This window comes from Streptomyces sp. NPDC086989 (genome assembly GCF_044745505.1).
Classification (GTDB): domain Bacteria; phylum Actinomycetota; class Actinomycetes; order Streptomycetales; family Streptomycetaceae; genus Streptomyces.
Map to the genome: position 1 here is coordinate 183,625 of NZ_JBIVAL010000010.1, position 26,666 is coordinate 210,290.

Below are 26,666 nucleotides of genomic sequence, written 5' to 3' on the forward strand. Positions count from 1 at the left end.
CGTACAGGAGTGGAGTGCGCAAGACCCCTGCGTTAAACAGGGGTTACGAAAACCTCTCGGGCGGCCCCGTGCCGTCCGTTCTAGGCCAGGAACCCCCGCAGCAGCGCGGCCGTCCCGCAGCAGTGCTCGCGCATCACCTCGCGCGCCGCGTCCGCGTTGCGCTCCAGTACCGCCTCCACGAGCGCGCTGTGCTGCTGCTGCGAGTGCTCCAGGTTGCGCACCAGCAGCGGGATGCAGTCCAGCAGGTCGTTCACGGTGGCCCGGACGGCGGCGTACTGGGCCGTGAGGGTGGCGGATCCGGCGAGCTCGCACAGGGTGAGGTGGAAGAGGGTGTCCTGGCGGCGGTAGTCCGGCAGCGGCGCGTCGTGGGTGGCGGCCAGGGCGCCGAGCAGCCGCTCCGCGCCCTCCTCGGTGAGCCCCTGGGAGGCGCACAGCCCGGCCGCGCCCACCTCCAGGACCTCGCGGAAACGCAGGGCGTCCTCGATGTCCACGCCCACCACGCGCCGGCGCAGCTCGTCCTCGGTGCCCCCCGCCGGGGTGTCGGGACGCGGGAGCACGAACGTTCCCCCGTACCGGCCGCGCCGTGCCTCGACCAGGCCCTGGTCCTGGAGCACCTTGAGCACCTCGCGCAGGGTGACCCGGCTGATCCCCATCCGCTCCGCCAGCTCGCGCTCGGGCGGCAGCCGCTCACCGCCGGGCACCAGACCCAGCCGGACCACCTGAAGGATCTGTTCGAGGGCCTCCTCGAAACCGTTGCCCGCACGCACCTGCCGCAGCACCGGATTCAGCCGCGCGATCGCGCCGCCTTCGCCCGCCGTGTCGGTCATCTCGGCTCCTCCCCTTCCCAAGCAATGGTTCTGTTCAATACCTTAGGCCTCCTCGGCTCACCGAAGGAGAGATTCCAGTGGTAGACCGCAAGCCGCCGCTCGCGCCCGAGGAGCTCCGTGCCCTCGTGGCGAGCGGCGAGATCGACACCGTGGTCCTGGCCTTCCCCGACATGCAGGGGCGCCTCCAGGGCAAGCGGTTCGCCGCACAGTTCTTCCTCGACGAGGTCCTCGCGCACGGCACCGAGGGCTGCAATTACCTCCTCGCCGTCGACACGGAGATGAACACCGTCGACGGATTCGAGATGTCCTCCTGGGACCGGGGCTACGGCGACTTCGCCATGCACCCCGACCTCGCGACCCTGCGCCGGATCCCCTGGAACCCGGGCAGTGCCTTCCTCCTCGCGGACCTCGCCTGGAACGACGGCTCCCCGGTGGTCGCCGCGCCCCGGCAGATCCTGCGCCGCCAGCTCGAACGCCTCGCCGGACACGGCTACACGGCCATGGTCGGCACGGAGCTGGAGTTCATGGTCTTCCAGGACACGTACGAGCAGGCCTGGAACGCCAACTACCGCGGCCTGACCCCCGCCAACCAGTACAACATCGACTACTCCGTCCTCGGGACCGGCCGCATCGAGCCCCTGCTGCGCCGGATCCGCAACGAGATGCAGGCCGCCGGCCTGACCGTGGAATCGGCGAAGGGCGAGTGCAACCTCGGCCAGCACGAGATCGCCTTCCGCTACGACGAGGCGCTGACCACCTGCGACCAGCACTCCGTCTACAAGACCGGTGCGAAGGAGATCGCCTCCCAGGAGGGCGTCTCCCTCACCTTCATGGCCAAGTTCGACGAGCGTGAGGGCAACTCCTGTCATATCCACCTCTCGCTGGGCGACGCCGACGGGCACAACGCGATGGCCGGTGACGGCCCGGGCGGAATGTCACCGGTGATGCGGCACTTCCTGGCCGGCCAGCTGGCCGCGCTGCGCGACTTCTCCCTTCTCTACGCCCCGAACATCAATTCGTACAAGCGTTTCCGGCCGGGATCCTTCGCCCCGACCGCCGTCGCATGGGGCGTGGACAACCGGACCTGTGCGCTCCGAGTCGTCGGCCACGGCCGCTCCATGCGCTTCGAGAACCGCCTGCCCGGCGGGGACGTCAACCCGTACCTCGCCGTCGCCGGCCTGGTCGCGGCAGGGATCTACGGCATCGAGAACCGCCTCGAACTGCCCGAGGCCTGCGCGGGCAACGCGTACACGGCCGATTTCGCGCACGTTCCCACCACCCTGCGCGAAGCCGCGGAGCTCTGGGAGAACAGCGAGATCGCCAAGGCCGCCTTCGGCCCCGAGGTGGTGGCCCACTACCGCAACATGGCCCGCGTGGAACTCGACGCGTACGACTCCGCCGTCACCGACTGGGAACTGCGGCGCTCCTTCGAACGCCTCTAGCCGCCACGGCCGTCGCCGGCTATCGCCACGGCCACCCTTCTTTGTCACCCGTAACCGTCATCGTCACTACGCCCCGCCCCGCCCCGCCCCGAACACCCGAAAGGCACCACGTGTCCGACGCGCTGGCCCCAGCCCATTTGACCGTGCTGAATCCGGCCACCGAGGAGATCGTCGCCACCGTCCCGGCCGCCACACGGGACGACGTCGACGCCGCAGTCGCCCGGGCCGTCGCCGCCCAGCGCGGCTGGGCGGCCGCCGCCCCCGCCGACCGGGCGCGGCTGCTGCGCCGCTTCGCCGCGGTCGTCGACGGGCACATCGAGGAACTGGCCCGACTGGAGGTCCGCGAGGCCGGACACACCATCGGCAACGCCCGCTGGGAAGCCGGCAACGTCCGTGACCTGCTCGAATTCGCCGCCGGGGGAGTGGAACGGCTCTCCGGGCGGCAGATCCCCGTCGCCGGCGGCATCGACGTCACCTTCCTCGAACCCCTCGGCGTCATCGGCGTGATCGCCCCGTGGAACTTTCCCATGCCGATCGCCGCCTGGGGCCTCGCCCCCGCCCTGGCCGCCGGGAACGCCGTCCTCCTCAAGCCCGCCGAAACCACCCCGCTCACCGCCCTGCGCCTCGCCGAACTCGCCCTCGAAGCCGGGATCCCCGAACACCTCTTCCAGGTGCTCCCCGGCCACGGGAGCGTCGCAGGCGACGCGCTCGTCGAGCACCCCGGTGTAGCGAAGATCGTCTTCACCGGATCCACCCCGGTCGGCAAGCAGATCATGGCCAAGTGCGCCGCCCGGGTGAAGCGGGTCACCCTCGAACTCGGCGGCAAGAGCCCCAACATCGTCTTCGCCGACGCCGACCTCGAAGCCGCCGCCGCAGCCGCGCCGATGGCCTTCCTCGACAACACCGGACAGGACTGCTGCGCCCGCACCCGGATCCTTGTCCAGCGCTCCGCCTACGACCGGTTCCTGGAACTGCTCGCCCCCGGCATCGAGGGCGTCCGCGTCGGCGACCCCGCCGACGAGAAGACCCAGATGGGGCCGCTGATCTCCCGCGTGCAACTGGACCGCGTACGGTCGTACGTCACCGACGACCTCACCGCGATCCGCGGCACCGCCCCCGAAGGCCCCGGCTTCTGGTACCCGCCGACCCTCGTCACCGACGTCGCCCCCACCACGCCGGTGGCGGCCGAGGAAGTCTTCGGGCCCGTCGCCGTCGTCCTCCCCTTCGAGGACGAGGAGGACGCCGTACGCCTGGCCAACGCCACCGAATACGGCCTCTCCGGCTCCCTCTGGACCCGCGACGTCGGCCGCGCGCTGCGCGTCTCGCGCGCCGTCGCCGCGGGCAACCTGTCCGTCAACTCCCACAGCAGCGTCCGCTACTGGACACCCTTCGGCGGCTACAAGCAGTCCGGACTCGGCCGCGAGCTCGGACCGGACGCCCTCACCGCATTCACCGAGACCAAGAACGTCTTCATCAGCACGGAGGCCTGAGCCCATCATGACCACTTCTGACACCGAGACCGTCTGCCGCCGCCTGGTCGGCCGTACCGCCGTCATCACCGGAGCCGGCAGCGGCATCGGCCTCGCCACCGCCCGCCGCCTGGCCTCCGAGGGCGCCAACGTGGTCTGCGCCGACATCGACGAGAGCGCCGGCAAGGCCGCGGCCGAGGAGGTCGGCGGCCTGTTCGTGAAGGTCGACGTCACCAGCCCGGAGGAGGTCGAGGCCCTCTTCAAGACCGCCTTCGACACCTACGGCTCCGTCGACATCGCCTTCAACAACGCCGGCATCTCACCCCCGGACGACGACTCGATCCTCACCACCGGCCTGGAGGCCTGGAAGCGGGTCCAGGACGTCAACCTCACCTCCGTCTACCTGTGCTGCAAGGCCGCCCTGCCGTACATGCAGCGCCAGGGCCGCGGCTCCATCATCAACACCGCCTCCTTCGTGGCCGTCATGGGCGCCGCCACCTCCCAGATCTCGTACACCGCCTCCAAGGGCGGCGTGCTCGCCATGTCCCGCGAGCTCGGCGTGCAGTTCGCCCGCGAGGGCATCCGCGTCAACGCCCTGTGCCCGGGGCCCGTCAACACCCCGCTGCTCCAGGAGCTGTTCGCCAAGGACCCGGAGCGCGCGGCCCGCCGCCTCGTGCACATCCCGCTGGGCCGGTTCGCCGAGCCCACCGAGATCGCGGCCGCGGTCGCCTTCCTCGCCAGCGACGACTCCTCCTTCATCAACGCCACCGACTTCCTGGTCGACGGCGGCATCTCCGGCGCGTACGTCACCCCCCTGTAGACCGGTCCCGCGTCCCGGACCCCCGGGCAGCCGGGCGTCGCACGACGCCCGGCTGCCGTCTTCCACCGTCCGGAACGATCTTCACAGGAACCAGGAGCGTCCCCCTCAGTGACCCGACCCGACACCGTACGACGGCTCCAGGCCGTGGGCGCCGCCCTCGCGTTGTCCGCAGGCGCCCTCCTCGCCACCGCACCCGCCGCCGAGGCCCGGACCGCCGGCCCCTGCACCACCCCGCGGATCGCGGCCGGCTGGTACGGGGACAACCAGGCCCGGCTCCAGCAGCTGATCGACGAGTACGGCACGTGCAACCCGTACCGGCCCAGCCGCACCAAGCCCGTCGCCGTCTTCGACTGGGACAACACCGTCGTCAAGAACGACGTCGGCGACGCCCAGATGTACTGGCTGCTGCGCAACGGCAGGATCCGCCAGCCGGCCGCCGGGGACTGGACCACCACCAGCCGCTACCTCACCCCCGCCGCCGCCCGGGCCCTCGCCGACGCCTGCGGCGGCCTCGCCCGCCCCGGCGCCCCCCTGCCCACCGGCACCCCCGCGGGTGCGGGCTGCGCCGACGAACTCGCCGCCGTCTACGGCACCGCCGCCACCCGCTCCGGCGCCGCCGCCTTCACCGGCTGGGACCACCGCACCATCGAGCCCGCGTACGCCTGGCTGCCCCAGCTGATGCAGGGCTGGACCGCCCGCGAGGTCCGCGGCTTCGCAGCCGCCGCACGCGCCGAGAACCTGGCCGCGCCCATCGGCGCCACGCAGAAGGTCGGCACCGCCGCCGTCACCGGCTGGGTCCGCTACTACGACCAGCAGAAGGACCTCGTCGGCGTACTGCAGAAGGCCGGCTTCGACGTCTGGATCAGCTCGGCCTCACCGCAGCCGGTCGTCGAGGTGTGGGCCGAGGGCGTCGGCGTCGACGCCGACCACGTCATCGGCATCCGCAACACCACCACGTCCGGTGGGAAGTTCACCGCGCACCTCCAGGGCTGCGGCTCGGTGCGGGACGGCGCCGACACGATGATCACGTACGTCGACGGCAAGCGCTGCTGGATCAACAAGGAGATCTTCGGCGTCCGCGGCGCGGCCGCCGAGAGGGTCCAGCCGGCCGCCCGCCGCCAGGTGTTCGCCGCCGGCGACTCCGACACCGACATCTCGTTCCTGCGGGACGCGACCGCGCTGCGGCTGGTGGTGAACCGGAACAAGAACGAGCTGATGTGCCGCGCGTACGACAACAGCGACGGCAAGTGGATCGTGAACCCGATGTTCATCGAGCCGAAGAAGCAGAAGGCCGCGCCGTACCCGTGCTCGACCACGGGCTACGTCGACCACGACGGCACGGCGGGACCCGTCCGCCGGGGCGACACCAGCGTCATCCCCGACCAGACGGACTCCGTCTTCTAGCGGCGGCTAGAGGAACGTGCGGCCCTCGCCCCGGTACGTCGGGACGGTGGCCGTCACCCGGTCGCCCTCGACCAGGTGCAACGCGTCGAAGCGCTCGCACAGTTCCCCCGCCTTCGCGTGCCGGAACCAGACCCGGTCGCCGATCAGCAGATCGTCGGCCGGGCTGCCGAGCAGCGGCGTCTGCACCTCACCGGCCCCCTCCTGGGGGTCGTAGCGCAGGCCCTGCGGAAGGTACGGCTCGGGCAGCCGGTCCGCGCCGGCCGCGCCGGAGGCGGGGTACCCGCCCCCGAGGACGGTGACCACGCCGACACCGGGACGGCGCACCACCGGCTGGGCGAACAGCGCCGCCGGACGGCCCCGGAACGAGGTGTAGTTGTCGAACAGCCGCGGCACGTAGAGACCCGACCCGGCGGCGATCTCCGTGACCGAGTCCTCGGCCGCGGTCTGCTGGACACTGCCGGTGCCGCCGCCGTTGACGAACTCCAGGTCCGGGACGACCGCGCGGACGGCCCGTACGGCCTCGGCGCGACGGGCCGCAAGCTCCTTGCGGGCGGCGGCCTGCATGAGCCGGATGGCGCGGGAGCGCAGCGGGCGTCCGGCGAGGGCGTCGCCGACCCCGGCGACGTGGCCCTCGTAACCCATGATCCCGACGACGCGGAACCCGGGCCGGGCGCGGACCGTACGGGCGAGTTCCGCGAGCCCGGCCGGGTCGCGCAGCGGCGAACGCCGGGCACCGACGCGCACCCGGCCGCCCAGGAGGTGGAGGGCCGTGTCGAGTTCGAGGCAGACGCGGACCTCCTGCGAACCGTCGCCGCTGCGGGACCGGTCGATCAGCTCCAGCTGGGCCGGGTCGTCGACCATGACGGTGATGGCCGCCGCCAGCTTCGGGTCCCCGGTGAGCTCCGCGAAACCGGCGCGGTCGGCGGAGGGGTAGGCCAGCAGCACGTCCTCGAACCCCGACCGGGCCAGCCAGACCGACTCGGCGAGCGTGTACGACATGATCCCGGCGAACCCGGGCCGGGCGAGGACCCGTTCGAGGAGCGCACGGCAGCGGACGGACTTGCTCGCGACGCGGATCGGCTTGCCGCCGGCCCGGCGGACGAGATCGTCCGCGTTGGCGTCGAACGCGGCGAGATCGACGATGGCCAGGGGCGCGTCGAGGTGCGCGGTGGCCCGGTCGTAGCGGGCCCTGTCTCCACCGGCGGGAAGATTCATGGGCGGCAGCCTGCCAGATGCCCGTACCGGTGGGTAGGGGCCTACACCGTGTGCGGCCCCGGGCGCCTGCGCCCGCACGGCCCGCGGTGCCGTACGCCCGTGGGGCGCTGCTCTTGCGCCCTCGCCCGGCCCCGCGCCCGGGCGGCTCACGGTGCCGCACGCCCGCGGGGCGTCACCCCGACGCCCGGGCCCGGTCCCCACACCCGCACGGCCCGCGGTGCCGCATGCCCGCGGGGCCCCGGTCCCCGACGGCCCGCGGTTCCGTACACCCGTGGGGCGCCACCCCGGGCCCCGGCCTCCGGGCCCGCACGGCCCGCGGTGCCGTACGCCCGCGGGGCGTCACCCCGACGCGCGGGCCCGGTCCCCACGCCCGCACGACCCGCGGTGCCGCACGCCCGGCGGCCGCCACCCCGGGCTCGGCCCCTACGCCCGAGGAACCGCACGCAGGCACGGGCCCCCGGGCCCGTCCACCGGCACCGGGCCCCGGGCCCGCCCCCGGCACGGCGCCCCCCGGGTCCGCCCCGGGCTGCGGCTTCGGGGTGGTGTGCGGCGGCCCGGGGCGTGGGGTGGGGGCGCGTAGAGTACGGGCAGGCAGCCGTACGGAACGGGGGGCGGAGCCGCCGGATGACCACGTCTACACCGCAGACCGCGGTCCTGGCCGCGCCCGCGCCCGCGACTGAATCCGTACCGGCCCGCCGGACCCTCGCCGCCGCACTGTGCGCCCTGGTCGGAGTGGGGCTCATCGGCGGAGCCGGCATCGGCGGCTGGGTCGAACAGCGCGGCGCCCACCAGCCCCTGGCCGCCGACGCCGCCTACCGCAAAGCCGCCTCGCTCTGGCGCGCGACCCCCGTCGACACCCTGTTCCCGCCCGTCCTGAACGGCGCCGACGCCGGCCCGGGCGGAGCCGACCGGACGTGGACCCGGGTCGCCCTCGCCCCCGACGCCGACTGCGGACCCGCGCTCGCCGCGGACTGGCGGGCGGCCCTCGCCGCCACCGGCTGCACCCGCGTCCTGCGTGCCACCTACACCGACGCCACCCGCAGCTCCCTCGTCACCGTCGGCCTGGTCTTCACCCCGGCCGACGCCCCGGCGATGGCGGCCCTGCGCGGACGCCTCCCCGCCCCGCCCGGCTACGGCTTCGCCGACAGCCAGCGCGCCGCGTGGACCGCGTCCGTGCCGGCCGAGGCCCCCGTCGTGGTCTACGCCGTCTCCGCCTTCACCGACGGCCGCACCCTGGACGCCCCCCGCCCCGCCGAGGACGCGATGCGCAAGGACGCCACCGGAGCCGTCGCCCAGGCGGGCCTCGGCCACGAGGCCAAAGCCGTCGCTGACCGGACGGAGCGCACCGTACGCACCCTCGCCGCACTGCCCGCCCCGTCCGGGACCCGGTGAGCCGGGCCCGGGCCGCCGCGGCCCTCGCCCTCGGTGCACTGCTCGTCGGAGCCACCGCGCCCCCGGCCGCCGCCGACGCCATCCGCGACCGCCAGTGGGGCCTGACGGCCCTGCGCGCCGAGGAGGCCTGGGGCATCACCCAGGGCGAGGGGGTCACCGTCGCCGTCCTCGACACCGGGGTCGACGCCACCCACCCCGACCTGGCCGGCCAGGTCCTCGACGGCACCGACCTCATCGGCATGGGGGCCGGCCGCGGCGACCGCGCCTGGGCCCGGCACGGCACGGCCATGGCCGGGATCATCGCCGGGCACGGCCACGGCCCGGGCCGCCGCCAGGGCGTCCTCGGCATCGCGCCGAAGGCGAAGGTCCTCCCCGTCCGCGTGATCCTGGAGGAGGGCGACCCCGGCCGGGCCAAGGCCCGCGAGAGCAAGGGCGGCGCCCTCGCCGATGGCATCCGCTGGGCCGCCGACCACGGCGCCGACGTGATCAACCTCTCCCTCGGCGACGACAGCGACTCCGCCCACCACGAGGCGGGCGAGGACGAGGCCGTCCAGTACGCCCTCGCCAAGGGCGTGGTCGTCGTCGCCTCCGCGGGCAACGGCGGCCGGGTGGGCGACCACGCCTCCTACCCGGCGGCCTACCCCGGGGTCATCGCCGTCACCGCCGTCGACCGCGGCGGCCGGAAGGCCGCCTTCTCCACCCGCAGCTGGTACGCCACCGTCAGCGCCCCCGGCGTCGACGTCGTCATCGCCGACCCCGACCGCTCCTACTACGAGGGCTGGGGCACCAGCGCCGCCTCGGCGTTCGTCTCGGGCGCGGTGGCCCTCGTCAAGGCCGCGCACCCGGACCTGTCCCCGGCCCAGATCAAGAGACTGCTCGAGGAGACGGCCTCGGACGCCCCGCCCGGTGGCCGCGACGACGCCCGCGGCCACGGCCTGGTCGACCCCGTGGCCGCCCTGCAGACCGCCGACACGCTGCGGGGCGAGCCCGCGCTGCCGGCACCCGTCGCGGCCGCGCAGCAGTACTTCGGCCCCGGCCCCGAGCCCGTCCGCACGGCCGGTCACGGCACCCGCCTCGGTGCCCCGGCGGCCGCGGCCGCCGGGCTGGCCCTGCTGGTCCTGGCCGCCGTACTGGCCCGGCGCCCGCGAGCGGCACGACGGGACCGGGATAGGGTCGGGTAACTGTGGCGAACAAAAACATTCCCGACCCCGGCTACTCCGACGACGACGGCTCCGCCGACCCCCGGCTGAGTGCGGCCCTGGCCGCCTGGTCCGAAGACCGGGCGAAGGAGCCCGAGGTGCTGGCCGCCCTCAAGGGCGCCCGCCTGCTGGTCCCCGTCGTCGCCGTCCTCGGCGAGGTCGAGACCGACCCGGAGACCGGCCTCCAGCGCGAGAAGACCAGTGACATGGCCGTCCCGACCCTGCGGGCGGGCGACCGGCGGGCACTGCCCGCGTTCACCTCGACCGCCTCGCTGGCGCTGTGGGACCCGGCGGCCCGCCCCGTGGCCGTTCCGCTGCACCAGGCCCTGGCGGCCGCCGCGCACGAGAAGGCCGACACCGTGGTCCTGGACCTGGCCGGCCCCGTCACCTACCAGCTCACCGGCCCCGCGCTGCTCGCGCTGGCCGAGGGGCGCACCGACGCCGGCCCGCTGGCCGACCCCGCGGTCCGGGAGGCCGTACGCGCCGCCGTGGCGGCCGAGCCGGCCGTGCTCCGCGCCCACCTGGGCCCGGGCGGGGCCGACTCCGACGGCACGCTCGCGATCGTGCTCGCCGACGGTGAGCAGGCCCACACCGCGGCCCGCCGCGTCGCGGAGGCGCTGGCCGCCGACGAGACGCTGCGGGCCCGCCTGGTACGCGGACTGGACCTGGCCCTGCTCCCCGCGGAGGCCGCGGCCCCGGCCGGAGAGCCGCTCTTCACCCGCTGAGCCGCAGCCGCCACGGGGCGTCTTCACCCGCTGAGCCGGCCCAAGGGGCGTTGGCGCGGGCGCATGAAGGAAGGGGCGCATGAGAGAAGGGCCGGGGCAGCGCCCCGGCCCCTCCGCGTACCGTCCCGATCAGGTCCCGCGGCTCAGCCGAAGACCGGACCCGTGAACTTCTCGCCCGGACCCTGGCCCGGCTCGTCCGGCACGATCGAGGCCTCGCGGAAGGCGAGCTGCAGCGACTTCAGGCCGTCGCGCAGCGGGGCCGCGTGGAAGGAGCTGATCTCGGTGGCGCTCGCCGTGACCAGGCCGGCCAGGGCCGTGATCAGCTTGCGGGCCTCGTCGAGGTCCTTGTGCTCGGAGTCCGGCTTGTCCAGGCCCAGGTTGACCGCCGCGGCGCTCAGCAGGTGCACGGCCACCGTGGTGATCACCTCGACGGCGGGCACGTCCGCGATGTCGCGGGTCATGGCGTCGTAGTCGGGAGCGTCCGGCGTGGCGCCGGCCTCGGTGGCGGGGGTGGGGGTCGCGTCAGTCATGCCTCACACGATAAGCCGGGCCGCGCGGGCCGCCGACCTGCCCCCGGCGGGGTGCCCGCCGGGCGGCGGCCCCTGCGCTGCGCGGGACGGCCGCCGGGTGAGCGGACCCGGCGCGGAATGCTATATTGGGCTGAAGACCGGCCGGAGACGCATGTCCCCGGCCCACAAGTGGAGGCTCCGTTCTCCCACCCGACCACCCTCCGGGGCGGCGGGTCACCGGTCAGGCGGCATCCATCGTTCCGTACGGACGATGGAAAGCTGCCCGAGTCTGCGCCCCGCGATCACATGCGGCGGTGCTCCGGTTGTATTGGAGCCCCTGCCTGTGCCCGGCGGGGCTTTTTCGTGTTCCGCCGCGGTAGGTCTGACGACACAAGACGTCAGCGGCTGTCTGCCAGACAGTCGTGTGGTGCTACCGAGGAGGATCCATCAGCACCGAGCCCCGCATCAACGATCGGATTCGTGTCCCTGAGGTGCGACTCGTCGGTCCCAGCGGCGAACAGGTGGGCATCGTCCCGCTTGCGAAGGCGCTTGAGCTCGCGCAGGAGTACGACCTGGACCTGGTCGAGGTCGCGGCGTCTGCACGCCCGCCGGTCTGCAAGCTCATGGACTACGGCAAGTTCAAGTACGAGTCGGCCATGAAGGCCCGTGAGGCGCGCAAGAACCAGGCGCACACGGTCATCAAGGAAATGAAGCTCCGGCCGAAGATCGACCCGCACGACTATGACACCAAGAAGGGTCACGTCGTTCGGTTCCTCAAGCAGGGCGACAAGGTCAAGATCACGATCATGTTCCGTGGTCGCGAGCAGTCCCGGCCGGAACTCGGCTACCGACTGCTGCAGCGTCTCGCTTCGGACGTCGAGGAGCTCGGCTTCATCGAGTCGAACCCGAAGCAGGACGGCCGAAACATGATCATGGTCCTCGGTCCGCACAAGAAGAAGACCGAGGCGATGGCCGAAGCCCGCGAGGCGCAGGCCGCCCGCAAGGCCGAGCGCCAGGGTGTCGCCGCCGACGAGGCTCCTTCCGAGGAAGCCCCCGTCGAGGAGGGCACCGAGGTCGCCTCTGCCGAGGCCACCGAGGACGCCTCTCCCGAGGCACCGGCCGAGGCCTGATTCCGAGGCAGCCTGTCTCGGATCACCGACACAACATGACGCCCCCGGGCGCCGGTCCCACCGGACCGGCTGGGGGCGCCACCGACGAGGAGATAACGGCGCTATGCCGAAGAACAAGACGCACAGCGGTACCAAGAAGCGCTTCAAGATCACCGGCTCCGGCAAGGTGCTCCGTGAGCGCGCCGGTAAGCGCCACCTGCTCGAGCACAAGTCGTCCCGTGTGACCCGCCGCCTCACCGGCAACGCGGAGATGGCTCCCGGCGACGCCGCGAAGATCAAGAAGCTTCTCGGCAAGTGACGTTCTCCGCTCCCCCTGCCGGGAGCGGACGTCAAGACCGGGACCCCATCTGAATTCGGGCCGTGTGAAGACACCCACGGCCCCGCTACAAGGAGTTAAAAAGTGGCACGCGTCAAGCGGGCAGTAAACGCCCACAAGAAGCGCCGGGCGATCCTCGAGGCGGCCTCCGGCTACCGCGGTCAGCGTTCGCGCCTGTACCGCAAGGCCAAGGAGCAGGTCACCCACTCGCTGGTCTACAACTTCAACGACCGCAAGAAGCGCAAGGGCGACTTCCGTCAGCTGTGGATCCAGCGCATCAACGCCGCTGCCCGCCAGAACGGCATGACGTACAACCGCCTCATCCAGGGTCTGAAGGCCGCCAACATCGAGGTGGACCGCAAGATCCTCGCGGAGCTGGCCGTCAACGACGCCAACGCTTTCGCCGCGCTCGTCGAGGTTGCGCAGAAGGCGCTTCCGGCCGACGTGAACGCCCCGAAGGCCCCCGCTGCCGCCTGAGCAGCAAGCCCTTCACAGGCTTCAGCCCGGACCCGCAGGCCCTGCGCCTGCGGGTCCGGTGCGTTGTAGCCGAGCCGATCCACCTGTTTCGACCCGCAGTACGCACGGAAGCGAGCCGACCGCCATGGGTACCCCCGCCCCCGCCGAGCTGATCTCCCCCCGGTCCCCGCGGGTGGCCGCCGCCAGGCGACTGGCGCGGCGCAACTTCCGCACCAAGGAGCGCCGCTTCATCGCCGAGGGCCCCCAGGCCGTCCGCGAGGCCGTCGAGCACCGCGGCGCCGAGGGCGCGTCGACCCTGATCGAGCTGTTCGCCACCGTCGAGGCCGCCGAGCGCTACGCCGGGATCATCGACGCCGCGCTGGCCGCCGGCGCGCGCGTGCACTACGCCTCCGACGAGGTGCTCGCCGAGGTCTCGCAGACCGTCACCCCGCAGGGCATCGTCGGCGTCTGCCACTTCCTCGACTCGCCGTTCGAGGACATCCTCAAGGCCGGGCCCAAGCTCGTGGCCGTCCTCGCCCACGTCCGCGACCCGGGGAACGCGGGCACCGTGCTGCGCTGCGCGGACGCCGCCGGAGCGGACGCGGTCGTGCTGACCGACGCCTCCGTGGACCTGTACAACCCCAAGTCCGTACGGGCCTCCGTGGGCTCCCTCTTCCACCTGCCGGTGGCCGTCGGCGTGCCCGTCGAGGAGGCCGTCGCAGGGCTGCGGGCGGCCGGTGTGCGCATCCTCGCGGCCGACGGCGCCGGCGAGGACGACCTGGACGCCGAGCTCGACGCGGGCACCATGGGCGGCCCCTCGGCCTGGGTCTTCGGCAACGAGGCGTGGGGGCTGCCCGAGGAGACCCGGGCGCTCGCGGACGCCGTCGTACGCGTCCCGATCCACGGCAAGGCCGAGAGCCTGAACCTCGCCACGGCCGCCGCCGTGTGCCTCTACGCCTCCGCGCGTGCACAGCGGGCGCCCGGAGGGTGCCGCTCCGTGACCCCCAGCTAGTAATGTGGCGGCCCGGGGGGCCCACTGCGCTACTCGGAGATGTGGGGTACGAGGACATGACCGTGGGTACGAACAGCTCGCCGGGGGCCGTGAAGGCGCCCGGTACGACGCAGTCCCTGCCGGCCGTCCCCCCGCAGGGTGCGGGCCGCGCCGGCGCGGCCGCCGCAGCCGAGCCCTGCGACCTCCCCGACTCCGGCGCGACCGGGATCGACCCCGACGACCTGCCGGACGGGCTCGTCGTCGCCGACCACACCGGCCGGGTGATCTGCTTCAACTCCGCCGCCGCACGGCTCACCGCCCTCGCCCCCGGCGAGGCGCTCGGCCTGCGCATCGAGCGGGTGCTGCCGCTGGAGGACCTCGAGGGCCGCCGCTGGTGGACGCTGACCGACCCGTACGGGGGCCTCGCCACCCGGCGCGGCCAGCCGGAGCGCAACCTCCTGCTGCCCGGCGGCCGTGAGGTGCTCGTCTCCGCCCGGTACGTGCGCACGCACCCCACGGGCCCGCTGCGCCGCCTCGTCGTCACCCTGCGCGGCACCGAGGCCCGCCGCCGCACCGAGCGCAGCCATGCCGAGCTGATCGCCACCGTCGCGCACGAGCTCCGCTCGCCGCTGACCTCCGTCAAGGGGTTCACCGCGACGCTGCTCGCCAAGTGGGAGCGGTTCACCGACGACCAGAAGCGGCTGATGCTGGAGACCGTCGACGCCGACGCCAACCGCGTCACCCGGCTGATCGCCGAGCTCCTCGACATCTCCCGCATCGACTCGGGCCGCCTGGAGGTGCGCCGGCAGCCGGTGGACATCGCCACCGCCGTGGGCCGCCACGTGCAGGCGCTCACCGCGAACGGGCAGTCGCCCGACCGGTTCCTCGTACGGGTCAGCTGCCCGCTGCCCGCGCTGTGGGCCGATCCGGACAAGATCGACCAGATCCTCGGCAACCTCCTCGAAAATGCGGTGCGGCACGGCGAGGGAACGGTCACCATCGAGGTGTCGCCGACGAGCCTGGCCAATGCAGCGGGCAAGACCGAGAAGGGAACCGCCGTCACCGTGACCGACGAGGGCCCCGGGATCCCCGAGGAGTCGATGGGCCGCGTCTTCACCCGCTTCTGGCGGGGGAGCAAGCGCGGCGGCACCGGCCTGGGCCTGTACATCGTCAAGGGCATCGTCGAGGCCCACGGCGGCACCATCACGGTCGGCCGCGGCCCCGGCGGCGGCGCCGAGTTCCGATTTATCCTGCCCGTGGGGGCGCCGGCCTACCTCACGCAGTGACCCTGCGGAGCGTCTCGCCAGGCGGCCCACGGGCTCCTTCACCCCCGGCGACCTTTAGACTCGTCCTTTGGCACCTTTGGGACTCGTCCGAATCTGTCGATCGAGACGGTCGAGCGGATCGCGCGGGGTTCCACCAGCCAGCCATCGGAAGTACGGGAAGAGATGTCGGCACCGAACAAGTCGTACGACCCTGTCGAGGTCGAGGCACTGAAACCGGAAGAGATCGAGCGCATGCGGGACGAGGCGCTCGCCGCCTTCGCGGCCGCCGGCGACCTCGACGCGCTGCGTGAGGCGAAGACCGCGCACATGGGCGACCGCTCGCCCCTGGCGCTCGCCAACCGCGAGATCGGCGCCCTGCCGCCGCAGGCCAAGGCCGAGGCGGGCAAGCGCGTGGGCCAGGCCCGCGGCGCCGTGAACAAGGCCTTCGGGGCCCGCACGGTCGAGCTCGAAGCGGAGCGCGACGAGCGGGTGCTGGTCGAGGAGGCGGTGGACGTCACGCTGCCCTACGACCGCGTCCCCGCCGGTGCCCGGCACCCCCTGACCACGCTGATGGACCGCATCGCGGACATCTTCACGGCCATGGGCTACGAGGTGGCCGAGGGCCCCGAGGTCGAGGCGGAGTGGTTCAACTTCGACGCCCTCAACTTCACGCCCGACCACCCGGCGCGCCAGATGCAGGACACCTTCTTCGTCCAGGGGCCGGAAGGCACCGAGGGCGACGAGTCCGGCGTCGTGCTGCGCACCCACACCTCCCCGGTGCAGGCGCGCTCGCTGCTCGACCGGGAGCCGCCCGTGTACGTGGTCTGCCCGGGCCGGGTGTTCCGCACCGACGAGCTCGACGCGACGCACACCCCGGTCTTCCACCAGGTCGAGCTGCTCGCCGTCGACGAGGGCCTGACCATGGCCGACCTGAAGGGCACCCTGGACCACATGGTCCAGGCACTCTTCGGCAAGGACATGACCACCCGGCTGCGCCCGAACTTCTTCCCGTTCACCGAGCCGTCCGCCGAGATGGACATGCAGTGCTACGTGTGCCGCGGCGAGTCGGTGGGCAACCCCGACCGCCCGTGCCGCACCTGCTCCAGCGAGGGCTGGATCGAGCTCGGCGGCTGCGGGATGGTCAACCCCAAGGTGCTCATCGCCTGCGGTGTGGACCCCGAGAAGTACAGCGGGTTCGCCTTCGGGTTCGGCATCGAGCGGATGCTGATGTTCCGCCACAACGTCGAAGACATGCGAGACATGGTCGAGGGTGACGTCCGGTTCACCCGGCCGTTCGGGATGGAGATCTGATGCGGGTCCCGCTTTCTTGGCTGCGGGAGTACGTCGACCTGCCTGCGGGCGAAACCGGTCGTGACGTACAGGCCAGGCTCATCGACGCCGGTCTCGAGGTCGAGACCGTCGAGCAGCTCGGCGCGGGCCTCAAGGGCCCCCTGGTCGTCGGCCAGGTGCTGACCATCGAGGAGCTCGAGGGCTTCCGCAAGCCGATCCGTTTCTGCACGGTCGACGTCGGCCAGGCCAACGGCACCGGCGAGCCGCAGGAGATCGTCTGCGGCGCCCGGAACTTCTCCGTCGGCGACAAGGTCGTCGTGGTCCTGCCCGGCGCCGTCCTGCCCGGCGACTTCGCGATCGCCTCGCGCAAGACGTACGGCCGGACCTCCCACGGCATGATCTGCTCCGGCGAGGAGCTCGGCATGGGCGACGACGGCACGCACGGCATCATCGTGCTGCCGCCGGAGCACGAGGTCGGCACCGACGCGATCGAGCTGCTCCAGCTCGTCGACGAGGTCCTCGACATCGCCGTCACCCCGGACCGCGGCTACTGCCTGTCGATGCGCGGCGTGGCCCGTGAGACCGCCACCGCGTACGGCCTGCCGCTGCGCGACCCGGCGCTGCTCGACGTGCCCGCGCCGAACTCGTACGGCTACCTGGTCAAGATCGACGACCCGGCCGGCTGCGACCGCTTCACCGCCCGTACGGTGACCGGTCTCGACCCCGAGGCGAAGTCCCCGATCTGGCTCACGCGGCGCCTGCAGAAGGCCGGCATGCGGCCGATCTCGCTCGCCGTCGACGTCACCAACTACGTGATGCTCGAACTGGGCCAGCCGCTGCACGCCTACGACCGCTCCCGCCTGGACGGCGCCATCGGCGTGCGCCGGGCCGAGCAGGGCGAGAAGTTCACCACCCTCGACGGGGTCAAGCGCACGCTCGACGCCGAGGACCTGGTGATCACCGACAACAGCGGGCCCATCGGCCTGGCCGGCGTCATGGGCGGTGCCAACACCGAGATCGCCGACTCCGTGACCGACCCCGAGACCGGCGCCGTCACCGGCACCACGGACGTCGTCATCGAGGCCGCGCACTTCGACGCGCTGACGATCTCCCGCAGCGCCCGCCGCCACAAGCTCGCCTCCGAGGCCTCCAAGCGCTTCGAGCGCGGAGTCGACCCGCAGGCGGCCTCCGCGGCCGCGCAGCGCACCGTCGACCTGCTCGTGCTGCTCGCGGGCGGCACCGCCGAGGCCGGAGTCACCGAGCTCACCGCCCCCGGAGCCCCGCGCACCATCGCGATGCGCGCGGACCACCCGGACCGCGTCGCGGGCATGGACTACGGCCGCGAGACCGTCGTCCGCCGCCTCCAGGAGGTCGGCTGCGACGTCTACGGCCAGGACGAGCTCGTCGTCACCGTCCCGTCGTGGCGGCCCGACCTCGCCGAGCCCAACGACCTCGCGGAAGAGGTCATCCGGCTGGAGGGCTACGGGAACCTCCCGTCGACCCTGCCGCAGCTGCCCTCCGGCCGCGGTCTGACCGCCCGGCAGCAGCTGCACCGGCGGGTCGGCCGTGCGCTGGCCGGCGCGGGCTACGTCGAGGCGCTCAGCTACCCGTTCGTCGGCGAGGGCGTCTTCGACCAGCTCCAGCTGCCCGCGCACGACGCGGCCCGCCAGGTCGTCAAGCTGGTCAACCCGATCTCCGACGAGGAGCCGGCGCTGCGCACCACGCTGCTGCCGGGCCTGCTGGGCGCGCTGCGCCGCAACGACAGCCGGGGCAGCCACGACCTCGCCCTCTTCGAGACCGGTTCGGTCTTCCGGGCCGGCAAGCAGCCCGGTGTCGCCGTACGACTGCCCGTCGACCGGCGTCCGACGGCCGAGGAGATCGCCACGCTGAACGCCGCCCTGCCCGCCCAGCCGCGGTACGCCGCGGTCGTGCTGGCCGGTGCGCGCGAGCAGGCCGGCTGGTGGGGCAAGGGCCGCCCGGCCGACTGGGCGGACGCGGTGCAGGCCGCGCGCTCGCTGGCCGTCGAGGCCGGTGCGGAGCTCGTCGTGCGCCAGGGCCAGTACGGGCCGTGGCACCCGGGCCGGTGCGCCGAGCTGCTCGTCACCCTGGACGGGGTGGAGACGGTCATCGGCCACGCCGGTGAGCTGCACCCGCGCGTCGTCAAGGCGATGGGCCTGCCGGCCCGCACCAGCGCCATGGAGCTCGACCTGGACCGTCTCGCGGCGGCCGGCGGCGGCGCCGTGCAGGCGCCCCGGATCTCCACCTTCCCGGTGGCGACCCAGGACGTCGCCCTGATCGTGGACGCGTCGGTTCCGGCGGCCGCGGTCGAGGCCGCGCTGCGCAAGGGCGCCGGCGAACTGCTGGAGTCCCTGCGGCTGTTCGACGTGTTCACCGGTGAGCAGGTCGGCGAGGGCAAGAAGTCCCTGGCGTACGCGCTGCGCTTCCGCGCGGCCGACCGCACGCTGACGGCCGAGGAGTCCACGGCCGCGCGCGACGCGGCGGTGGCCCTGGCCGCCGAGCGCACGGGCGCGGTGCTGCGCGGCGCATAACCGCCGCCGCGGCCGGAGGAGTTGAGGGGCGTGTCCGGAACACCGGACACGCCCCTCGTGCGTGGGCGGCGGTGCCCGAGGGCCCTCACTCGTGCGGGTGAGAGCCCGATGAGCGGTGTCCGCCGCTCCGGGCGGCCCGGGCGCGGCCCGGCCGGGCGGGGTCACGGTCGGCTGCGTGCCGGAGAGGCCCTGTTCCCGGGCGGCGACGGCGCCGAGGACGTACGCTCGCGCGGCGGCCGTCGGCGGGCACGCCCGTGCGGCTGGTCGCGGGCGTGCCCGCCGCCCCGTCACCGGAGCGCCGGCGCTCAACTCGCGGACGGCGGCGCCCTGCAGGTGCCGTGCAGTGCGGTGTCCGTGGGCGAGGCTGCCGGGCGGGAACCGCACACCGGGCCCGGTGGGAGGGCCCGGCGCGCGTTCCACGGCCCCCTGCCGGGGCCCGGCGACCAACCGGGCGCCGGCGGAGCCGGAGCGCGCCGCCCGCCTGCCATGGAGTGTCGGGCAGACAGCAAGGCGGGCGGCGCGGTGCGGGTCGTCGCACTGTACGAGGGGGAGCCGACGACCCGGGCTGCCTCTTTGGCGAGGCTCTTAAGTGAAGCGCTCCCGGGGCCCGTTGCGGCAGGGTGCGTATCGCATTTATGCGCGTACTCGGTTCACACCCCGTGTGAACCGCACACCCACTAGCCTGGGAACCGAAGAGCCCTTGGAGGGGCCCATGCAGCCCAACGCCCTGCTCGACGCCCTCCTCGCCGAGGCGGGCATGTCCCACGCCGGACTGGCGGCGCACGTCAACCAGGCCGGCCGGTCCCGCGGACTGGCACTGCGCTACGAACACACCGCCGTCACCCGGTGGTTGAAGGGACAGCGGCCGCGCGGCCAGGTCCCCGACCTGATCTGCGAGGTGCTCGGCGGCCGCCTGCGCCGCCCGGTGTCGCTGGACGACGTCGGGCTCGGCATGCCGGGCCAGCCCGTGTCCCCGCACGGCTCCCCGCTCAGCGGCTTCGTCGACCGGGCCGCCGCCCTGTGGCGTTCCGACGAGCAGGGCCGCTACCAGCTGCTCACCGCCGAGGCCGTCACCGGAACGCCCGCGGTGATCCCGGTCTGGGAGTGGGAGAACCCGCCCGAGGACGCGGACGTCTCCCGCGACGGCCCGAACCGGATCGGCCCCGAGCACATCGAGATCCTCCGGGCCGCCCGGGCGCACTACGAGCTGATGTACCGGCGGGCCGGCGGCGTGGCCACCAGGGCCCGGATCGTCCGCTTCCTGGGCAGCGAGACCGCGCCCATGCTGCGCGGCGGCTACCCCGACGGCCTCGGCCGCCAGCTGCACCGGGCCACCGGTTCCCTGGTGGCGGTGGCGGGGATCTGCGCGTACGACTCGGACGCCCACGGGCTCGCCCAGCGCTACTTCCACCAGGCGCTGCGGCTCGCGAAGGCGAGCGGGGACCGGGGCCTGGGCGCCTACGTGATCGCGCTGATCGTCAACCAGTCCCTGCACCTGCGGGAGTACCGCCAGGCCGTCGCCTTCGCCGAGGCCGCGCTGCGCGCCGCCGGCCGGCACATCACCCCGGCCCTGGCCGCCGACCTGTACGCCATGCAGGCCAAGGCGTACGCCCAGCTCGGCGACACCGCCGCCGCGCTGGCCTGCATCCGTCGCGCCGAGGCGGCCGCCGAGCGGATCCGGCCCGGCACGGAGCCGGACGAGACGGGGTACGTACAGCCCGGGCTGGTCAACGTACAGGTGGCCGAGGCGCTGCTCAGCCTGGGCGATCTGCACGCGGCCCACGAGCAGGCGACCGCGGCGGTCGGGACGCCGGCGCACGACCGGGGGCGGGTCCACCGGCTGGCGATGCTGTGCGAGATCCAGCTGCGCCAGGGCGAGGCGGACCGGGCGGTGGCGGCTGCCGCCGAGATGGCCGAGCGGGCCAAGGGGATGGAGTCGCTGAGGCTGCGGGACCGGCTGCGCGCGGTCCGTGAACAGCTGCTGACCAGCGGGTGTTCCGGCGCGGAGGAGACCGCGCAGCTGATCGACGGGGCGCTGCGCGTTCCCCTGTGAGGTCGTGAACTGCTGCCATGTTGCCACCTACTCGAACGGAAGGTGGCACGACCGTGCAGTGGACGAACCTGAGTGAGCAGACCGTGTACAGGAACCGCTGGTTCGACGTGAACCTCGCGGATGTGGAACTTCCCGACGGGCGGCACCTGGACCACTTCGTGATCCGGCTGCGGCCCGTCGCCGTCGCCACGGCCGTCAACGAGGCCAACGAGGTGCTGCTGTTGTGGCGGCACCGGTTCATCACCGACAGCTGGGGCTGGGAACTGCCCGCGGGCGTGGTCGAGGACGGCGAGGACATCGCGGCGGCCGCGGCCCGGGAGATGGAGGAGGAGTCGGGCTGGCGGCCCGGGCCCCTCCACCACCTGATGACCGTCGAGCCGGCCAACGGGCTGACCGACGCCCGCCACCACCTCTACTGGGCGGACGGTGCGACGTACATCGGACATCCCGAGGACGACTTCGAGTCCTCGCGCCGCGAGTGGGTGCCGCTCAAACTGGTGCCGGACATGATCGCGCGGGGCGAGGTCCCGGCCGCCAACATGGCGGCCGGGCTGCTGCTCCTGCACCATCTGCGGCTCGGCTGACCGCGGGGCCCGGGCCGCAGGCCCCGGACCGCGGGGCGGGAGCCGGGTGCGGGTCAGCCGTACGGGTAGAAGCCCGAGCCGGTCTTGCGGCCGAGGCGGCCCGCGTCGACCATCCGCTGGAGCAGCGGCGGAGCGGCGTACAGGGGCTCCTTGTACTCCGCGTACATCGAGTCGGCGATCGAGGCGATCGTGTCGAGGCCGATCAGGTCGGAGAGCTTGAGCGGACCCATCGGGTGGGCGCAGCCCAGCTCCATGCCGTTGTCGATGTCCTCGCGGCTCGCGATGCCCGATTCGAACATCCGGATCGCCGACAGCAGGTAGGGGACCAGGAGCGCGTTGACGACGAAGCCCGACCGGTCCTGGGCGCGGATCGCGTGCTTGCCCAGGACCTTCCCCACCAGGGCCTCGGCCCGCTTGATGGTCTCCTCGCTCGTGGTCAGCGCCGGGATCAGCTCGACGAGCTGCTGCACCGGCGCCGGGTTGAAGAAGTGGATGCCGATGACCTGGTCGGGCCGCGAGGTCGTGACGGCCAGCTTGACCAGCGGGATCGAGGAGGTGTTGGAGGCGAGGATCGCGTCCGGGCGGGTGATCACCTGGTCCAGGACCTGGAAGATCTCCGTCTTGACCTGCTCGTTCTCGACGACGGCCTCGATGACGAGGTCGCGGTCGGCGAACTCGCCGAGATCGGTGGTGAACGTGAGGCGGGCCAGGGTGGCGTCCCGCTCCTCCTCGCTGATCTTGCCGCGTTCGGCGGCCTTCGTCAGGGAGTTGTGCAGCCGGGTGCGCCCGATCTCCAGGGCCTCGCCGGTGGTCTCGGCGACCTTCACCTCGAGGCCGCTGCGCGCGCACACCTCGGCGATGCCCGCACCCATCTGGCCACAGCCCACTACGCCGACCCGTGTGATGTCGGAAGGGAGGTCAGTCACTTCGTGCCTTTCGCTGCTCATCCGTCGGCGGGTCCCCCGTGCTCCGCAGTGGTCCACTGCATTCCGGCGCCCGCCACGCCCCACGACGTTACCCCCGACCTTGACCATGGCGGGGGGCCGGGGCGGGCATGCTGTCACACGCAGGGGAATGTCACGCAACGGAACGGAGTCGTCACATGGCGTACATCGGACGGCGGGGGCTGCTGGCAGGCGCCGCCGGGCTGCTGGCCGCGACGGGTGCCGCGGGCCCGGCCCGGGCGGCGCGGGCCGTGCGGGGGAGGGGGGCGCGGCGGGACGCGGCCGCCGAGTTCCGCGCGATGTGGATCGCGTCTGTGGAGAACGTGGACTGGCCCTCCGAGAGCGGCCTGGACGCCGAGGCCCAGCGGGACGAGCTGACCGGCCTCCTCGACACCGCCGTCGCCCGCCGCCTGAACGCGGTGATCCTCCAGGTCCGGCCGGCCGCCGACTCGATGTGGCCGGGCGCCCGCGAGCCCTGGTCGCAGTGGCTGACCGGGGAGCAGGGGGAGGACCCCGGCTGGGACCCGCTCGGCACCGCGGTCGCCGAGGCCCACGCCCGGGGGCTGGAACTGCACGCCTGGTTCAATCCGTACCGGGTGGCCAACCACACCGACCTTGACCGCCTGGCCGAGGGCCATCCGGCGCGGCGCAACCCCGACTGGACGGTCCCGTACAACGGCAAGCTCTACTACAACCCGGGCCTGCCGGAGGTGCGCGCCTTCGTGCAGGAGGCGATGCTCGACGCCGTCTCGCGCTACGAGGTGGACGGGGTGCACTGGGACGACTACTTCTACCCGTACCCCGCCGCCGGGAAGTACTTCGACGACGACGACGCGTACGCGCGCCACGGCGGCGGCTTCGCCTCCCGCGCGGACTGGCGCCGTGCCAACACCGACACGCTCGTCCGCGAGATGTCCGAGCGGATCCGGTCGGTCCGCCCCGCGGCGCGCTTCGGCATCAGTCCCTTCGCGGTGTGGCGCAACAGTGACCGGGACCCCCTCGGTTCACCGACGCAGGCCGGCGTCGAAACGTACGACGACCTGTACGCGGACACCCGCAAGTGGGTCCGGGAGGGCTGGATCGACTACATCGTGCCGCAGGTGTACTGGCAGATCGGGCACCCGACCGCCGACTACGCGAAGATCGTGCCCTGGTGGGCGCAGACCGTCGCCGGTACCCGGGTGGACCTGTACGTGGGCGAGGCGCTGTACCGCTGCGACGCGGACAGCTCCACCGCCGCGTGGCGCGATCCGGCGGAGCTGTCGAGGCACCTCACGTTCGCCCGTGAGCTCCCCGAGGTCCGCGGCCACGTCTACTTCTCTGCGAAGCAGGTGGTCGCGGACCCCAACGGAGCGATGGCCAGGGTCGTCGTCGACCACTATCCGACGGCCGTGCCGCCGCGCTGAGACCGCGTCCCGTCAGTGCGTGGGCTCCGTCGGGTGCTTGACGACGCAGTCGGGGCCCGGGGACATGACTGCCTCGTGACCGTCGGAGAAGCGGACCCGGTAGGGAGGGGTGCCGTTCTCGCCGAGTACCTGAGTGATTTCACCGACCTTGTCGTGCTGGCCCACGATCCTGCCGTGCTGAACCAGCTGGTCGCCCTCGGTCGCGCGCATGCTGACCTCCTCGGAGGCGGTCTGGATCCGGTGACAGCAGTTTACGGCGGTTCGCGGCGATTAGGCCCGCTGAGTGACGGCAATGCAGACCAGTACCGCGCAGGCGGCGACCGGTGCGGCGGGGGACAGGTGCTCGCCCAGCAGCGCCACCGACCACACCAGGGTCAGCAGTGGCTGTGCGAGCTGGAGCTGGCTGGCCCGCGGCGCGCCGATCTCGGCCATGCCGCGGTACCAGACGTACAGGCCGAGGAAGGTGGAGCCGGCCGCCGCCCAGAGCAGGCCGGCCAGCCCGTGACCGGTCACGTGCACCGGCTCGTACGCGAGCCCCAGCGCGGAGCCGGCCACGCTGAGCGGCAGGCACAGCACCAGCGCCCAGCCGATGACCTGCCAGCCGGGCAGGACGCGGGCCAGGCGCCCGCCTTCGGTGTACCCGGCCGCGCACACCAGCAGGGCCCCGAACAGGTAGCCGTCGCCGGCGGAGAGGGAACCGCCGCTCTGCGCCAGGGTGAAGCCGAGCACGACGGCGGCCCCGGCGACGGCCGCGCCCCAGAACCGGCGCGAGGGGCGGACGCCGGTGCGCAGCGCGGACACGGCGGCCGTGGTGAGCGGGAGCAGGCCGACGACGACGGCGGCGTGCGAGGTGGTGGAGGTGGTCAGCGCCAGAGTGGTGAGCAGCGGGAAGCCGACGACCACCCCGGCGGCGACGACGGCGAGGCCCGCCCAGTGCACGCGGGCGGGCAGCGGCACGCGCCCGGCCAGCAGGAAGCCGCCGGCGATCAGGGCGGCGAGGACGCTGCGCACGGCGACGAAGGACCACGGGCCGAAGCTCTCCAGGCCCCAGGCGGTGGCGGGGAACGTCAGCGAGAAGGCGACGACGCCGAGCCCGGCGAGAGCGGTGCCGCTGCCGACCCGGCGGGCCGTTCCCTCGACCGCTATCGTGGTGGGGAGAGTAGCGCTATTCTGTGCTGTCATGTATGAGCGTAGCAGTGTGGCGGAGCTGGCAGAATCCCTACGGTCGGAGCTCGACCGCTACTCGGTGGGTGGAAAGCTCCCGTCGAGCCGGGCACTGGTCGAGCGCTACCGGGTCAGCCCCGTCACCGTCTCCCGCGCCCTCGCGCAGCTGGCCGCCGAGGGGCTGGTCGTCACCCGGCCCGGCGCCGGGGTGTTCCGGGCCCGGCCCCGTACGGCGGACCCCGCGCCCGGAGACACCTCCTGGCAGGAGGTCGCCCTCAGCGCCGAGGGCGCCGGCGAGGTGGTGCCGCGCTCGGTGGACGCCTCCGGGGTGCTGGTCTGCCTGGCCGCACCGCCGTCCGGGGTGATCGGGCTCAACAGCGGCTACCTGCACCCCTCCATCCAGCCCGAGCGGGCCATGGCCGCCGCACTGGCCCGGGCCGGACGGCGCCCCGGAGCCTGGGAACGGCCGCCCATGGAAGGACTGCCCGAGCTGCGCGAGTGGTTCGCCCGGGAGATCGGCGGGGCCGTCGCCGCCGCCGACGTACTGGTCACCGCGGGCGGGCAGAGCGCGCTGACCACCGCCCTGCGGGCGCTGGCCCCGCCCGGGGCGCCGGTCCTGGTGGAATCCCCGACCTACCCCGGTCTGCTGGCCATCGCCCGCGCCTCGGGATGCCGGCCGGTGCCCGTCCCGGTGGACGCCGAAGGGGTCCGGCCGGAGCTGCTGGCCGCCGCCTTCGAAGCGACCGGGGCGCGGGTGTTCGTGTGCCAGCCGCTGTTCCAGAACCCGACCGGCGCGGTGCTGGCCCCTGAGCGGCGGGCCGAGGTGCTGCGGATCGCGCGGGCCGCCGGGGCCTTCGTGGTGGAGGACGACTACGCCCGGGCGCTGGGCCACGACGACGCCGGACCGCTGCCGCCGACGCTGGCAGCCGAGGACCACGACGGGGTGGTCGTGCACGTCCGGTCCCTGACCAAGGCCACCTCGCCCAGCCTGCGGGTGGGCGCGCTCGCCGCACGCGGCCCGGTGCTGGACCGGCTGCGGGCCATCCAGGTCGTGGACAGCTTCTTCGTGTCCCGGCCGCTCCAGGAGGCGGCGCTGGAGCTGGTCGGCGCGCCCGCCTGGCCCCGGCACCTGCGGGCCGTCGCCGCCGAGCTGCGCCACCGGAGGGACGTGCTCGCGGGCGCGCTGCGCCGGGAGCTCCCCGGACTGACCCTGCCCCATCTGCCCTCGGGCGGATACCAGTTGTGGGCGCGGATGGCCGAGGGGGGCGACGACGCGGCCTTCGCGGCAGCGGCCCTGCGCGCGGGGGTCGCGGTCGCGGGGGGCCGCCCGTACTTCTGCGCCGAGCCACCGGGTCCGTACGTACGGCTCAGCTTCGCCGGGGTCCTGGGCGCGGGCGAGCTGAACGAGGCCGTCAGGCGCCTGCGCGCCGGGACCGGCGGGGGCGCTGCCGCTGCCGCAGCCGGCGCCGCCGGTCCGGACGCTTGACCCCGTGCCGCACGCGGCCCACCATCGCCG

General features: G+C 73.5%; 24 protein-coding genes. 18 read left to right on the forward strand and 6 right to left on the reverse strand.

Going from position 1 to position 26,666, the window contains the following annotated elements:
* Nucleotides 1–80: 80 nt before the first annotated feature.
* A complete protein-coding gene (locus ACIPK4_RS24915; RefSeq protein ID WP_402316031.1) occupies nucleotides 81–827 on the reverse strand; it encodes a FadR/GntR family transcriptional regulator in 747 nt (248 codons plus the stop codon).
* Nucleotides 828–904: 77 nt separating this feature from the next.
* Between ACIPK4_RS24915 and ACIPK4_RS24920 the strand changes: the two genes are divergently transcribed.
* The 4 genes from ACIPK4_RS24920 (at nucleotide 905) to ACIPK4_RS24935 (ending at nucleotide 5,962) form a co-directional block, all read left to right on the forward strand.
* A complete protein-coding gene (locus ACIPK4_RS24920) occupies nucleotides 905–2,269 on the forward strand; it encodes a glutamine synthetase family protein (RefSeq protein WP_402316033.1) in 1,365 nt (454 codons plus the stop codon).
* 122 nt (nucleotides 2,270–2,391) lie between these two features.
* Entirely contained in the window at nucleotides 2,392–3,759 is a 1,368-nt protein-coding gene (locus ACIPK4_RS24925) for an aldehyde dehydrogenase family protein (protein ID WP_402316284.1), read from the forward strand.
* Between the two features lie 7 nt (nucleotides 3,760–3,766).
* Nucleotides 3,767–4,558 (forward strand): 3-oxoacyl-ACP reductase, encoded by a 792-nt coding sequence (locus tag ACIPK4_RS24930; RefSeq protein WP_402316035.1) that lies wholly within the window; start codon nucleotides 3,767–3,769, stop codon nucleotides 4,556–4,558.
* 108 nt (nucleotides 4,559–4,666) lie between these two features.
* A complete protein-coding gene (locus ACIPK4_RS24935; RefSeq protein WP_402316037.1) occupies nucleotides 4,667–5,962 on the forward strand; it encodes a haloacid dehalogenase-like hydrolase in 1,296 nt (431 codons plus the stop codon).
* A 6-nt stretch (nucleotides 5,963–5,968) separates the two neighbouring features.
* On the opposite strand, the gene ACIPK4_RS24940 is transcribed toward ACIPK4_RS24935, so the two are convergent.
* A complete protein-coding gene (locus ACIPK4_RS24940; RefSeq protein WP_402316039.1) occupies nucleotides 5,969–7,177 on the reverse strand; it encodes an amino acid deaminase/aldolase in 1,209 nt (402 codons plus the stop codon).
* 624 nt (nucleotides 7,178–7,801) lie between these two features.
* On the opposite strand from ACIPK4_RS24940, the gene ACIPK4_RS24945 reads away from it, so the two are divergent.
* Genes ACIPK4_RS24945 through ACIPK4_RS24955 form a run of 3 tightly spaced genes read left to right on the forward strand, consistent with a single transcriptional unit; the run spans nucleotide 7,802 to nucleotide 10,493 of the window.
* Nucleotides 7,802–8,569 (forward strand): hypothetical protein, encoded by a 768-nt coding sequence (locus tag ACIPK4_RS24945; protein ID WP_402316040.1) that lies wholly within the window; start codon nucleotides 7,802–7,804, stop codon nucleotides 8,567–8,569.
* Nucleotides 8,566–9,750 carry a type VII secretion-associated serine protease mycosin gene (mycP, locus tag ACIPK4_RS24950; RefSeq protein WP_402316042.1) on the forward strand — a complete coding sequence of 395 codons (1,185 nt, stop codon included), beginning with the start codon at nucleotides 8,566–8,568 and terminating at the stop codon, nucleotides 9,748–9,750. The genes ACIPK4_RS24945 and mycP overlap by 4 nt, the downstream gene beginning before the upstream one ends.
* Nucleotides 9,751–9,752: 2 nt before the next feature.
* A complete protein-coding gene (locus ACIPK4_RS24955; protein WP_402316044.1) occupies nucleotides 9,753–10,493 on the forward strand; it encodes an SseB family protein in 741 nt (246 codons plus the stop codon).
* 143 nt (nucleotides 10,494–10,636) lie between these two features.
* On the opposite strand, the gene ACIPK4_RS24960 is transcribed toward ACIPK4_RS24955, so the two are convergent.
* Complete coding sequence (locus ACIPK4_RS24960; RefSeq protein WP_054226105.1) at nucleotides 10,637–11,023, reverse strand: DUF1844 domain-containing protein; 387 nt, start codon at nucleotides 11,021–11,023, stop codon at nucleotides 10,637–10,639.
* 401 nt (nucleotides 11,024–11,424) lie between these two features.
* Between ACIPK4_RS24960 and infC the strand changes: the two genes are divergently transcribed.
* From infC to ACIPK4_RS25005, 9 genes are all read left to right on the forward strand, one after another.
* A complete protein-coding gene (gene infC / locus ACIPK4_RS24965) occupies nucleotides 11,425–12,132 on the forward strand; it encodes a translation initiation factor IF-3 (protein ID WP_376203931.1) in 708 nt (235 codons plus the stop codon).
* 103 nt (nucleotides 12,133–12,235) lie between these two features.
* The gene (gene rpmI, locus ACIPK4_RS24970) at nucleotides 12,236–12,430 is read left to right on the forward strand and encodes a 50S ribosomal protein L35 (RefSeq protein ID WP_054226107.1); all 195 of its coding nucleotides are present in this window, start codon (nucleotides 12,236–12,238) and stop codon (nucleotides 12,428–12,430) included.
* A gap of 102 nt (nucleotides 12,431–12,532) precedes the next feature.
* On the forward strand, nucleotides 12,533–12,925 hold the full coding sequence (gene rplT, locus ACIPK4_RS24975) for a 50S ribosomal protein L20 (RefSeq protein WP_008741875.1): 393 nt from the start codon (nucleotides 12,533–12,535) through the stop codon (nucleotides 12,923–12,925).
* 124 nt (nucleotides 12,926–13,049) lie between these two features.
* Complete coding sequence (locus ACIPK4_RS24980; RefSeq protein ID WP_376203927.1) at nucleotides 13,050–13,916, forward strand: TrmH family RNA methyltransferase; 867 nt, start codon at nucleotides 13,050–13,052, stop codon at nucleotides 13,914–13,916.
* Between the two features lie 56 nt (nucleotides 13,917–13,972).
* Nucleotides 13,973–15,181 carry an ATP-binding protein gene (locus ACIPK4_RS24985; protein WP_082410916.1) on the forward strand — a complete coding sequence of 403 codons (1,209 nt, stop codon included), beginning with the start codon at nucleotides 13,973–13,975 and terminating at the stop codon, nucleotides 15,179–15,181.
* A gap of 162 nt (nucleotides 15,182–15,343) precedes the next feature.
* Nucleotides 15,344–16,471: a phenylalanine--tRNA ligase subunit alpha gene (gene pheS, locus ACIPK4_RS24990; RefSeq protein WP_054226110.1), complete on the forward strand. Its 1,128-nt coding sequence runs from the start codon at nucleotides 15,344–15,346 to the stop codon at nucleotides 16,469–16,471.
* The gene (gene pheT, locus ACIPK4_RS24995; RefSeq protein ID WP_402316048.1) at nucleotides 16,471–18,999 is read left to right on the forward strand and encodes a phenylalanine--tRNA ligase subunit beta; all 2,529 of its coding nucleotides are present in this window, start codon (nucleotides 16,471–16,473) and stop codon (nucleotides 18,997–18,999) included. The genes pheS and pheT overlap by 1 nt, the downstream gene beginning before the upstream one ends.
* A gap of 712 nt (nucleotides 19,000–19,711) precedes the next feature.
* Nucleotides 19,712–21,052, forward strand: a complete 1,341-nt coding sequence (locus ACIPK4_RS25000; RefSeq protein WP_402316050.1) for a transcriptional regulator — start codon at nucleotides 19,712–19,714, stop codon at nucleotides 21,050–21,052.
* 53 nt (nucleotides 21,053–21,105) lie between these two features.
* Nucleotides 21,106–21,636, forward strand: coding sequence for an NUDIX hydrolase (locus ACIPK4_RS25005; RefSeq protein ID WP_376201664.1), 531 nt, complete (start codon nucleotides 21,106–21,108; stop codon nucleotides 21,634–21,636).
* A 53-nt stretch (nucleotides 21,637–21,689) separates the two neighbouring features.
* Here ACIPK4_RS25005 and ACIPK4_RS25010 read toward each other — a convergent pair whose 3' ends face one another.
* Complete coding sequence (locus ACIPK4_RS25010; RefSeq protein WP_063789474.1) at nucleotides 21,690–22,583, reverse strand: 3-hydroxybutyryl-CoA dehydrogenase; 894 nt, start codon at nucleotides 22,581–22,583, stop codon at nucleotides 21,690–21,692.
* Nucleotides 22,584–22,738: 155 nt separating this feature from the next.
* Between ACIPK4_RS25010 and ACIPK4_RS25015 the strand changes: the two genes are divergently transcribed.
* Entirely contained in the window at nucleotides 22,739–23,986 is a 1,248-nt protein-coding gene (locus ACIPK4_RS25015; RefSeq protein ID WP_402316052.1) for a glycoside hydrolase family 10 protein, read from the forward strand.
* Nucleotides 23,987–23,998: 12 nt separating this feature from the next.
* Here the strand turns inward: ACIPK4_RS25015 and ACIPK4_RS25020 are convergent, their stop codons facing one another.
* Nucleotides 23,999–24,196 (reverse strand): DUF1918 domain-containing protein, encoded by a 198-nt coding sequence (locus ACIPK4_RS25020; RefSeq protein ID WP_030294415.1) that lies wholly within the window; start codon nucleotides 24,194–24,196, stop codon nucleotides 23,999–24,001.
* A gap of 60 nt (nucleotides 24,197–24,256) precedes the next feature.
* Nucleotides 24,257–25,168, reverse strand: a complete 912-nt coding sequence (locus ACIPK4_RS25025; protein WP_402316054.1) for a DMT family transporter — start codon at nucleotides 25,166–25,168, stop codon at nucleotides 24,257–24,259.
* Here ACIPK4_RS25025 and ACIPK4_RS25030 point away from each other — a divergent pair.
* Nucleotides 25,167–26,636 (forward strand): PLP-dependent aminotransferase family protein, encoded by a 1,470-nt coding sequence (locus tag ACIPK4_RS25030; RefSeq protein ID WP_402316056.1) that lies wholly within the window; start codon nucleotides 25,167–25,169, stop codon nucleotides 26,634–26,636. The two genes, ACIPK4_RS25025 and ACIPK4_RS25030, sit on opposite strands and share 2 nt — an antisense overlap.
* Nucleotides 26,637–26,666: the final 30 nt, after the last annotated feature.